General features: G+C 32.1%; 8 protein-coding genes and 1 riboswitch. Of the genes, 1 reads left to right on the forward strand and 7 read right to left on the reverse strand.

Annotated elements, in window-relative coordinates:
* Positions 1 to 223: 223 nt before the first annotated feature.
* The 7 genes from gcvPB to CLAU_RS02255 all read right to left on the reverse strand — a co-directional run bounded on the left by gcvPB (position 224) and on the right by CLAU_RS02255 (position 9,740).
* Entirely contained in the window at positions 224 to 1,681 is a 1,458-nt protein-coding gene (gene gcvPB / locus CLAU_RS02225; RefSeq protein ID WP_013239063.1) for an aminomethyl-transferring glycine dehydrogenase subunit GcvPB, read from the reverse strand.
* Positions 1,681 to 3,024 carry an aminomethyl-transferring glycine dehydrogenase subunit GcvPA gene (gcvPA, locus tag CLAU_RS02230; protein WP_013239064.1) on the reverse strand — a complete coding sequence of 448 codons (1,344 nt, stop codon included), beginning with the start codon at positions 3,022 to 3,024 and terminating at the stop codon, positions 1,681 to 1,683. The genes gcvPB and gcvPA overlap by 1 nt, the downstream gene beginning before the upstream one ends.
* A 5-nt stretch (positions 3,025 to 3,029) precedes the next feature.
* Positions 3,030 to 3,410, reverse strand: a complete 381-nt coding sequence (gene gcvH, locus CLAU_RS02235; RefSeq protein WP_013239065.1) for a glycine cleavage system protein GcvH — start codon at positions 3,408 to 3,410, stop codon at positions 3,030 to 3,032.
* A gap of 16 nt (positions 3,411 to 3,426) precedes the next feature.
* Complete coding sequence (gene gcvT, locus CLAU_RS02240; RefSeq protein WP_013239066.1) at positions 3,427 to 4,533, reverse strand: glycine cleavage system aminomethyltransferase GcvT; 1,107 nt, start codon at positions 4,531 to 4,533, stop codon at positions 3,427 to 3,429.
* A gap of 68 nt (positions 4,534 to 4,601) precedes the next feature.
* Positions 4,602 to 4,695: riboswitch (glycine riboswitch) on the reverse strand.
* A 167-nt stretch (positions 4,696 to 4,862) separates the two neighbouring features.
* Entirely contained in the window at positions 4,863 to 6,131 is a 1,269-nt protein-coding gene (locus tag CLAU_RS02245) for an NAD(P)-dependent oxidoreductase (protein WP_013239067.1), read from the reverse strand.
* A 438-nt stretch (positions 6,132 to 6,569) separates the two neighbouring features.
* Positions 6,570 to 8,864 (reverse strand): hydratase, encoded by a 2,295-nt coding sequence (locus tag CLAU_RS02250; protein WP_023161856.1) that lies wholly within the window; start codon positions 8,862 to 8,864, stop codon positions 6,570 to 6,572.
* Between the two features lie 42 nt (positions 8,865 to 8,906).
* A complete protein-coding gene (locus CLAU_RS02255) occupies positions 8,907 to 9,740 on the reverse strand; it encodes a DUF6282 family protein (protein ID WP_013239069.1) in 834 nt (277 codons plus the stop codon).
* A 579-nt stretch (positions 9,741 to 10,319) separates the two neighbouring features.
* Between CLAU_RS02255 and CLAU_RS02260 the strand changes: the two genes are divergently transcribed.
* Positions 10,320 to 11,303 carry a sugar-binding transcriptional regulator gene (locus CLAU_RS02260; RefSeq protein WP_023161857.1) on the forward strand — a complete coding sequence of 328 codons (984 nt, stop codon included), beginning with the start codon at positions 10,320 to 10,322 and terminating at the stop codon, positions 11,301 to 11,303.
* Positions 11,304 to 11,376 lie beyond the last annotated feature (73 nt).

The following is an 11,376-nucleotide window of genomic DNA, read 5'->3' on the forward strand; positions in this document are numbered from 1 at the left end:
AACGCATTTTAAATATCATCATTTATTTACAACCTTTAGCTCTACTCTATGCAGAATTAAATATGTAAGTTTTATAACTAAAAAAAATAAACTTATGCGTAGGAATGTTTTACAATAAACAAGTACATTTAAATATTTTCTGCTTAGACTTATCAAAATATTTAACGTACTTGTGGTTGTAAAATATTCGGAGCATAAGTTTATTTTTAGCTTAGGAACTCTGTTACTTTTTATTCCACTTAACTACAGGTTTCCTTGCTGCCTTTACTTCATCTAACCTTTTAATTATAGTCGTATTTGGTGCTGATTTTACTATGTCGGGATTTTCCTTAGCCTCTTTTGCAATGCTTATCATATCATCTATAAATTCATCCAGTGTTTCCAACTTTTCATTTTCTGTGGGTTCTATCATCATCGCTTCTTTTACGATTAATGGAAAATATATAGTTGGAGGGTGGTATCCGTAATCCAAAAGTCTTTTTGCTACATCCAGAGTTGTAACTCCATTTTCATCTTCTTTCAAGCCCCCAAGTACACATTCATGTTTACAAATTGTATTTATAGGTATATTATAATAATCCTTTAGTCTTTCCTTTATATAGTTGGCATTTAAGACTGCATCTTCACTAACTTCCCTTAATCCATCTGCTCCCATACTCAAGATATAGGAAAATGCCTTTACCATAACTCCAAAGTTTCCATAAAAGCTTCTTACTTTTCCTATGGAATAAGGTCTGTCATAATCCAAATAATATTTATCTTTGTCTTTAGAAACTACGGGAACAGGTAAAAATTCCATAAGTTTCTTTTTAACTCCTATAGGTCCACTTCCTGGTCCGCCACCGCCGTGAGGTGTTGAAAAAGTCTTGTGAAGGTTCATATGACATACATCAAATCCCATATCTCCAGGTCTTGTCTTTCCCATATTGGCATTCATGTTAGCACCATCGTAGTAAAGAAGTCCCCCTGCTTCATGGACAAGTCTAGCTATTTCTATAATATTTTTTTCAAAAAGTCCAAGTGTATTAGGATTTGTAAGCATAAGTCCTGCTACTTCATTACTTAATATGGATTTCAAAGATTCGATGTCCACTGTTCCATCTTCATCCGATTTCACTTCTATTATTTCAAACCCTGCACAAGAAGCTGAAGCTGGATTTGTGCCATGAGCTGAATCAGGAACTATAATCTTTTTTCTCTTAAAATCTCCCCTTTTTTCATGGTAAGCTTTTATAATCATAAGTCCTGAAAGTTCTCCATGAGCTCCTGCTGCCGGCTGGAGAGATACAGTTTCAAAGCCTGTTATTTCAGCAAGTTTTTGACTTAATTCATACATAAGTTTTAAAGCTCCCTGGGTAGTTTCTTCTGGCTGGTACGGATGAAGCTGAGTAAATTCCTTAAAATCTGCCATATCTTCATTTATTTTAGGATTATACTTCATAGTACAGGAACCAAGAGGATAAAATCCCGTATCCACACCAAAGTTTTTATTAGAAAGCAGTGTAAAATGTCTTATTACATCTACTTCACTTACTTCTGGAAGCTCAGGCTCCTCTTTGCCTATAAATTCTTCAGGCAACAATTTTTCAATACCTTCTTCTGGTACGTCACATTTAGGAAGGGAGTAGGCCTTTCTGCCTTCTTTGGAAAGTTCAAAAATAAGTTTATTATATTCTTTCATTACTCAATTCCCTCCAATACAGAAGTTAATTTATCAATTTCATTCTTTGTCCTCTTTTCAGTTACACATAAAAGCATTGAATTTTTATAAGAAGGATATTGTTTTTCAAGATCATATCCACCTAATATTTTATTTTCAAGTAGTTTCTTATTTATGTCTCCTACTGGATTTTTACAAGCAACTACAAATTCATTGAAAAACGGTTTGTCAAATACAGCTTTGTACTTTCCACCTTCAGTAAGTTTTTTAAATGCATAATGAGATTTTTGGACATTTTGATAAGCTACTTCTTTAATTCCCTTTTTACCTAGTGTAGTTAAATATATAAGTGCTGTAAGTGCATTTAATGCTTCATTGGAGCATATATTTGAAGAAGCCTTTTCACGTCTTATATGCTGCTCTCTTGCCTGAAGTGTTAGTACATAGCCTCTCTTACCTTCTGAATCCGTAGTTTCACCTACAATTCTTCCTGGAATTTTTCTCAAATACTTTTTAGTAGTAGTTAAAAATCCAAGATAGGGACCGCCGTAATTCATGCTGTTTCCAAGAGATTGTCCCTCACCTACAACTACATCTGCTCCATATTCTCCAGGACTCTTTAGTATTCCAAGAGAAATGGGATCACAAAATACTATTAAAAGGGATTTATTATCGTGAACATACTTCTCCACATCCTGCAGTTCCTCTATTAACCCTAAAAAATTTGGTGTTTGAACTATAACTGCCGCTGTGTCCTTATTAATCTGACCTTTAAGTTTGTCTATATCAGTAACTCCACTTGCTTCATCTATTTCTATTAGATTTAAATCTTTAAATCTCAAGTAAGTTTTAAGTACCTTTCTAACTTCAGGGTTTAAAGTTTTTGAAACTACTATATTTTTACGTCTTGTTACATTTGCAGCCATTTGTGCTGCTTCTACACAAGCTGTAGCTCCATCATACATTGAAGCATTTGAAACTTCCATACCTGTTAAATTAGCCATAACTGTCTGATACTCAAATATAGTCTGAAGTGTACCCTGGCTTATTTCAGCCTGATAAGGAGTATATGCAGTATAAAACTCAGACCTTGACGTTATGTGCTTTATCACAGAAGGTATATAGTGGTCATAAACCCCTGCACCTAAAAAACAGGTCAGATCATCACAGCTTTTATTTGATTTTGCAATGTCCTTAATGTAAGACTCCACTTCAAGCTCGGACATTCCATTATTTATATTTAATTTTCTATTTAAACGAACACTTTCTGGTATATCGGAAAACAGATCATCTATGCTGCTTACTCCTATTTTCTCCAGCATAATTGTCTTGTCTTCTTCTGTAAGTGGTAAATAAGGATGCATGTCAATCACTCCTTATCACATATTTTTTCATAGTTTGCTGCATCAAGTAAATCTTTCAATTCCGATTCATCTGATATTTCAATTGAAATTATCCAGTTTTTATAAGGATCTTCATTGAGGCCTTCAGGACTATCTACAAGTTCCTCATTTACTTCTAAGACCTTACCTGAAACTGGAATACACAAATCTGAAGCTGCTTTTACAGATTCAACTGTTCCAAATACATCACCTTTTGAGAATTCTGAATCCACTTCAGGAAGTTCAACAAAAACAATTTCTCCTAAAGAATCCTGGGCAAAATCTGTAATACCAACATAAGCTTTGTCCCCATCAACTTTTATCCATTCATGATCTTTTGAATACAATAATTCCTTTAAAGTTTTCATTTATAAATCCTCCCCACTATTTGTTATAATTTTTATTATAAAATTTCTTGCTAACTACTTCCGCATTTAAAAGCTTATTCCTCACCTTTATAGAAATAGAAGTTCCAATAGGTGCATATTTAGAATCAATTAAAGCAAAACCTATATTTTTATTTAAAGAGGGTGAGCGATATCCAGTGGTTACTTCTCCTATTTTCTTATTCTCTGCAAAAACTTCGTATCCGTGCCTTGAAATTCCTCTTTCCTTCATTTCAAAGCCAACTATTTTTCTCTTTAGTCCTTCTTTTTTCTGCTTTACAAGAGCATCTTTGCCTATGAAATTGTCCTTATCAAGTTTCACAAAAATTCCTATGCCTGCTTCAAGAGGTGTAATTGATTTAGACAATTCATTTCCATAAAGTGGCAAGCTAACTTCAAATCTCAAAGTATCCCTTGCACCAAGTCCTATTGGTTTTATACCATCTTCTTTACCTGTTTCAAGTATCTTATCCCACAGATACTCTGCATTTTCGGTTTCTGAATAAATTTCAAATCCATCTTCTCCTGTATATCCTGTTCTTGAAACCATGCACCTTTTTCCAGCAACTAGTACATCTTTTTTGAAGAAATAGAACTTGATGCTATCTAAATCTGTATCCGTTAATTTTTGAAGTATTTTTTGCGCATTTGGCCCCTGAATTGCAAGCTGTATAATTGAAGGAGATATATTTTTTATATCTACCTGAAAATTTTCCTTATTTTTTTTCATCCAGTCAATATCTTTATCAGTATTTGCAGCGTTTATTACGAGAAAAAAGTGCTCATTTGTAAATTTATAAACAAGTATATCATCTACTATTCCACCTTCTGGATAACACATAGGTGTATATAATATTTGGTTTTCTTTAATCTTAGCTGCATCATTCGTTATTAAATTTTGAACAAATTCTAGTGCATCTTTTCCTGTTATATCTGCTTCTCCCATATGTGAGACATCAAATAATCCTGCTTTTTTACGTACTGCTTGATGTTCAGATGTTATGCCTTCAAATTGTACTGGCATATCCCATCCTGCAAAATCTATTATTTTTGCACCGTATTTCTTATAAGAATCAAACAGCGGAGTTTTCTTTAATTCTTCCATAACATAAAACCTCCTTCATATTTTTATGCATTAAAAAAAAGGATATGGAGACTATTTACCCAATAGTCCACATATCCTCTGTTTTTTTACCTGAGAGTTTCGATATTAAATATCTTTCACCTTTGGTACTGTCTTAATAACAGCTTTTTCAGAGTTTTGTCCTACAGCGCTCCTTCTACCTGAGAGTTTTTGATATATCCGTGGCGGCATATCATTGCTTCTTCGGTTAACAACTAGATGCTATCTCGCACTGTATTCATCCAATTTATATACTTTTTACTACATTATTAATATACACCTTAGAATATGGAATTTCAATAAAAATATTTTTAATTTTTATCTGAACTTTCAAATTTCTTATCCATACTCTTTATATATTCTTCCATAGCATTTACAAGGTGCTTTGAAACCTCTACTGCTTCAACAACGGTTTTGGCACCTGTTACCACATCACCTGATGCAAAAACTCCAGACCTTGTAGTTCTTCCTGAATCGTCTGTCTGTATAAGTCCTTTGGAATTTACTTCTATTCCTTCAGAATTGTTTACTATATTTGCCTTAGGTCCCTGGCCTACAGCAATTATTATAGAATCTGCATTAAAAAGCTTTGTTTCCTCATCTTTTAACGTTACTTTCTTTTTCCCTGTATTTTCATCAAAGGACACCTCAGTTGGAACTACTTTAATTCCATCATCTGTTATTTCAACTGGTGCCATTTTATAGAGAAATTTCACTCCATCAAGTTTGGCATAATCAATTTCTATATTATCTGCTCCTGCATGTTCTTCATCACTCCTTGCAATGATAGTTACGTCATTTGATCCATTTCTAATTATAGTCCTTGCAGCATCCATAGCAACATTTCCTGCTCCTATAATTGCAACTTTATCTCCCAAATTATAGGCCTCAGGATTTTTAAGATAATCTATGGCATAATTCACATTACCATAAGTTTCTCCTTTAAGTCCCAAGCTCCTTGGGCTCCACACTCCTGTTCCTATATAAACCGCCCTGTATCCATCCCTAAACAAATCTTCAACAGTTATCACAGGTCCTATAAGAGTATTAGGCCTTATCTTAACTCTCATATGGAGAAGTTTATCCTTAAGCCTGTCCAAAATATCTTTAGGAAGTCTAAAGGCAGGTATGCCGTATCTCAAAACTCCTCCTATATCTTCATGGGATTCAAATATAGTTACATCATATCCCTTTCTTGCCATTATAAAGGCAATACTCAATCCTGCTGGACCTGACCCTACTACTGCAATTTTTTTATTCAACTTTTTTATATCAGCTGACGTTATAAAATTAAGATAAAAGTCTGATATATATTTTTCGATAAGACCAAACTTTATAGGAGTTCCTTTTTTACCAAGCACGCAATGGCCTTCACAAAACTTTTCATGTGGACAAACTTGTGAACAAATAGCTGACATGGGGTTATTTTCAAAAAGAAGTTTCCCGGCTTCTTTTATTTTATTCTCTTTAAAAAGTTTTATTACTTCATTTATAGGGGTGCTTACAGGGCATCCTTTTTTACATTGAGGCACTTTACATCCAAGACATCTATTAGCTTCACCAAAAACAATTTTATCCAATTCTTCTTCCTCCCTTGTGTGTAAACAAATTCTATAATGTTTTATTTACCATCTGTACTATTTTTTATCAATACTCTGTACTAATATTTATATTACATATATATAATCATATATAATAGAAATTATCAATACTTATTATCTGTATCTGTATTAATAATCTTCTGTATTTCTTAATCCATCTTAAAAATACTTGAGATTTCATAAGATTTATAATAGTTATCATGCACAACAAGCACCCCTGTTTTCTTCCTAACTTTTGTAAAATTGCTTCAAAATAATAATTTATTGTATTTTAAATAAAAAGCTGCATTAGCTTGAAGTTAATCCTCCATCTAATGCAGCTTTTCAACGATATTCTAAATATTAATCCTACATTTATCATTAGCAAACAATATTTCTGCTAAAACTTTTACTGCCAATTAAATTTATTACACTAAATTATTTATCTGTTTTATTATAATTTATTAAACATCCATCTAACAATATATTTACTTCTTTTTCAGTAAGCTTGTCAATTTTTACATTGAACTTTTTAAGGTTCCTCTTTACCACATAAGCATCTATTTCAGATGGTCTCTCAGCAACAGCCTTTCTTATATTAGGAATAAATATATAATCGCCGCATTCAAACTGTGGTTCATCTTCCATAACAAAAGGAAGTATACCCCAATTAATCAAATTTGAACGATATCTTTTAGTAGCATATTCTCTTGCAATATTAGCATATCCACCTAAAACCTTTTGGCAACTGGCTGCCTGTTCTCTAGCAGAGCCATCTCCAGGCTTTACTGCATATATCATGCTTCCTATACCTGTATTACTTGTATTTATACTGTCAAACTCTTCTTTTATTACACTAAATACTTTTTCTAGATCCCTATTTGCATCAAAAGGAGACTTTCCTGCGAGTCTATCTTTTTCTGATTTCTGAATTTGTTTTGATCTTCCAACATATTCAGGATCTTTACGTGACAGCGTAAACTCCGAAAGCTTTAATGGATTAGATCTATAAGAAGATGTATCTCCCGAAGGTATCAATTCATCTGTTGTAGTTACAGGATCTTTGATTAAAGAACACACTTTTAGTATTAAGTTATCTGGAAGCTCAGGCATATCCGGCCAGTTCTTTATATTAGGCCCAAATCTTAATTCTACATCACTATTTCCTTTATCAAAAGCATTATAAACACGGTTATCATAAATCGTCTTGTTAAAATAATATTTAGGTATATTGTAATCTGCATCTAAATCTGTAGCTGCTGTAACAAATCCTTTGTTAGCAGCTGTTGCTGCTATTGAACGTGCATCCATAAGTGCTGCATAAGAAAGCTGATTTTCATTAGGTTTTGAACCTTCACGATTAGGAAAGTTTCTAGTTGTATGTCTTATACTGAGTGAATTATTAGCAGGTGTATCTCCTCCTCCAAAACATGGTCCGCAGAAAGCTGTCTTAACTATTGCTCCCGTCTGCATCAATTCTGCAGCTATTCCGTTTTGAGCTAAACTATAATAAACAGGCTGACTGGAAGGATAAACATTTAATGTGAATTCATCATTTCCAATAGATTTTCCTTTTAGTATACTGGAAGCTTCACAAATATTTTCATAATTACCTCCGGCACATCCAGCTATACATCCTTGTTCTACATATAACCTATTATCTCTTATCTTTTCTTTTAAAGAGAAATCAAGATTTTTGTTAGACATTCTGCTTCTGGCATCTTTTTCTACCTTATCTAATATGTCATAAAGGTTTGCGTTAAGTTCTTCGATAGTGTATACGTTACTTGGATGAAAAGGCATTGCTATCATAGATTTTATTTTTGACAAATCAACACATACAATTCCATCATAATATGCAACGCTTCCAGGATTTAATTCTTTATAATCTTCTTTTCTTCCATGTAATTCAAGGTAATCACAAACTTTGCTATCAGTTTTCCATATTGAAGTCAAACACGTAGTTTCAGTAGTCATTACATCTATACCATTTCTATATTCTACAGATAAGTTTTCTATTCCTGGTCCTACAAATTCCATTACCTTGTTTTTAACAAAGCCATTTTTAAATACTTCACCAATTATAGCTAGGGCAACGTCCTGTGGTCCTATACCCTTTTGTGGTTTCCCAGTTAAATAAATTCCTATAATTCCAGGATAAGATATATCATATGTCTGAGACAGCAGCTGTTTAACAAGTTCTCCGCCGCCTTCACCTATTGCCATCGTACCAAGTGCTCCATAACGGGTATGACTGTCTGATCCTAAAATCATCTTTCCACAGCCTGCCATCATCTCACGCATATACTGATGAATAACTGCTAAATGAGGTGGAACGTATATTCCTCCATATTTCTTTGCAGCAGATAAGCCAAATAAATGGTCATCTTCATTAATTGTTCCACCAACAGCACAGAGACTATTGTGGCAATTAGTAAGCACATATGGTATTGGAAATTTTGTAAGTCCACTGGCACGAGATGTTTGTATAATTCCTACAAAAGTGATGTCATGAGAAGCAAGGGCATCAAATTTAATATTTAAGTTTACATTATCTTTTGATTTATTATGATCCTGCAGTATAGAATAAGCTATAGTTTGTTTTTTAGCTTCTTCCTTGTTAATATAATCTTTTCCTAATTTTGCTTTAAGTTTTTCATTGCATTCTTTATTGTCAAAATATAATTCTTCTCCATTTAATAAATATGCGCCTTCATCATATAACTTAATCATAACTTCCTCCCTATTATAATGTAATAAAATTTCATTTATTGCCTAATCAAGATCTAACATTTTTGCTGGGTATATTTTTGTCATATTATTAACAGCTTCTTCAGATAATCCTGAATTTCTTAAAAATGATATATACTCATATAATTCTTCGCTCCACACAGGATTCTCAATTTGGCCTCCATCAGTGGATATGATTGTGGATTCATATCCTAAACTTTCAATTGCTCTTAAGTTTGTTGAAAAATTCTTCTCATATTTACCATTTACACGGTGTGCATAACACCTTTCAAAGTACACTCCATATTTTATTAATGCTCTTTGATCATCCAAAGACATATCTACAGTAGGCCATTCAGGGTGATTTATTAAAATTTTCTTCACACCTATTTCTTTTGCTTTTTCAACAACTACTCTAATTTCATACGGCGATAAGTGACCCGTAGCAAGAACAATATTATGCTTTGAAATTAGCTTTAAAATTTTTACAAGTTCAGGAACAATTTGTCCATTATTAATTACCTCAACGCCATCTGACATTCCTTTTTGTTTACGTTCATTAGCAGCAAATGAAGTTGGTAACCAAATAATTTTTGCATTCATTTTAATAGCATTTTCTACTGCTGCAATATTCAATCCTCCCATTTGAGGGTTTAAAACAATTCCACCAAACACATGAATTCCTTTAACTAATTGTTGTGCAATCCATGCTCTATCCATTGTAGGTACTACATGTGATTTTAAAACAACAGCACGTGCGCCAACTCTCTTTGCTTCTTTTACTAGTTCAATGTCATTTAATCTTCTTTCCCTAATATCAGGTGCGGTATGGATATGTAAATCAATAACATCTTCTAAAGCATTATCTTCACATTTCATTTTTTCCTCCTGTATTAACCAATTTTATTTCTAATATATATCTAAGCAAATGTTTACATTTTGCATATTACTACATATTTCTATTTACTAAAAATTAAAATAGAATATTTGACCAACTAATAAATATATACTTAATTTTAAAATTATTTCACTACAATTTAATAATATCAGATTCATTTTGTAAAGTCAACATTAGTCTATATATTATACAAATGTTTCGAAATTATCCTGTAAAATTAGCGTTATGCAAATTTTGACCTTTACATAATAAAATTAGCATATCATTAGTGAAACAAGAGTTAATTTTGTATACTTTTGTATTAGTTTTACATGATTTGCTTACAAATTTTAAAATTGAAGGTAAGACATTAATTTAGCTAAAATATTTGGTTAATTACATAAATTTGTAAATTAAATTTCTAAGGTTCCACCCATTGTCTTGAAAAAGCAAATTAGTTCTATTATAATTAGTTTGTATGTATAGGATTATCAGTAGTTTTCTTTAATAATATTATTTCTAAGTTAATTAAAAGTTGTTTTAAATTTGCACTAAATATAAAATTAGTTGAGAGGTTAAACATGATAGATGAATTTGAAAAAATAAATGAAGCTGAAAGATTAAATTTTCTTGCCGAGTTGTCTGATATGTATTATGAATTAAATATGACTCAAAGTGAAATAGCAAACAAATTATCTACTACTAGATTTAAAGTTTCTAAATTGCTTCAAGAAGCTCGTGACAAACATGTAGTAGAAATCACCATAAACAAACCCCACAGTAGAGTTCCTAAATTAGAAAATATTTTGAAAGAAAATTTTGATTTAAAAGATGCCCTGGTGCTTGATAATAAAATGCTTGCTTATGAAGAAACCTTAAGTACACTAGGGAAATTAGGAGCTCAATATGTAGACGATTTAATTAGTGAAAATTCTATTGTAGGTGTACTTTGGGGTAAAACTCTTTTAAATTTAATAAAAAATTTAAAGCCAAAAAAGAAGCTTCCAATAACTACTGTACAAATGGTAGGCTCCGCTGCTAAAGATAATACTATTGTAGATTCTCAAGAACTCATGAGACGTATGGCAAAAATATATGGAGGTAAATGCAAATATTTATATGCTCCCCTTTACGTAGATAATGATTATGCCAGAAAGGCACTTATGCATGAACCTGTATTAAGTGATACTATATTCTTTGCAAATAAATCAGATATAATTCTTACAGGAGTAGGTACAACAGATGCTATGTTCTCTTCTTCCCTTTGGGCAAATTATTTAGAAAGAGTTAAACAGTACAATTTAGATGATCTAAAAGCTGTAGGATGTATTTACGGACGTGTTTACAATGATCTAGGAGAAGAAGTAGATATTGACATAAACCAAAAAGTCATAGGAATAGATACTTCTGCTATACGCCAAGCAAATCATGTAATAGGTATTGCTGCTGGTAAATTTAAAGCTAAGGCAATTTTAGGAGCAATACGTGGAAAGTATATAAATACGCTTATTACTGACGATGCTACAGCTTCAAAAATACTTTCTTTAGCCAAAATACAATTTTAAAATCACAGCACCTAAAAAGTCTGTAAAAGACATCTTTTATAATAAAACATAGAAAGCTATTTTATCACAAAAA

This window comes from Clostridium autoethanogenum DSM 10061 (assembly GCF_001484725.1).
Lineage (GTDB): Bacteria > Bacillota > Clostridia > Clostridiales > Clostridiaceae > Clostridium_B > Clostridium_B ljungdahlii.

Excerpts from the sequence above, each read along its gene's own strand:
- CLAU_RS02255 (WP_013239069.1), bottom strand. The coding sequence starts at position 9,740 with ATGAAATGTGAAGATAATGCTTTAGAAGATGTTATTGATTTACATATC.
- CLAU_RS02260 (WP_023161857.1), top strand. The coding sequence starts at position 10,320 with ATGATAGATGAATTTGAAAAAATAAATGAAGCTGAAAGATTAAATTTT.
- gcvPA (WP_013239064.1), bottom strand. The coding sequence starts at position 3,024 with ATGCATCCTTATTTACCACTTACAGAAGAAGACAAGACAATTATGCTG.
- CLAU_RS02250 (WP_023161856.1), bottom strand. The coding sequence starts at position 8,864 with ATGATTAAGTTATATGATGAAGGCGCATATTTATTAAATGGAGAAGAA.
- gcvH (WP_013239065.1), bottom strand. The coding sequence starts at position 3,410 with ATGAAAACTTTAAAGGAATTATTGTATTCAAAAGATCATGAATGGATA.
- gcvPB (WP_013239063.1), bottom strand. The coding sequence starts at position 1,681 with ATGAAAGAATATAATAAACTTATTTTTGAACTTTCCAAAGAAGGCAGA.
- gcvT (WP_013239066.1), bottom strand. The coding sequence starts at position 4,533 with ATGGAAGAATTAAAGAAAACTCCGCTGTTTGATTCTTATAAGAAATAC.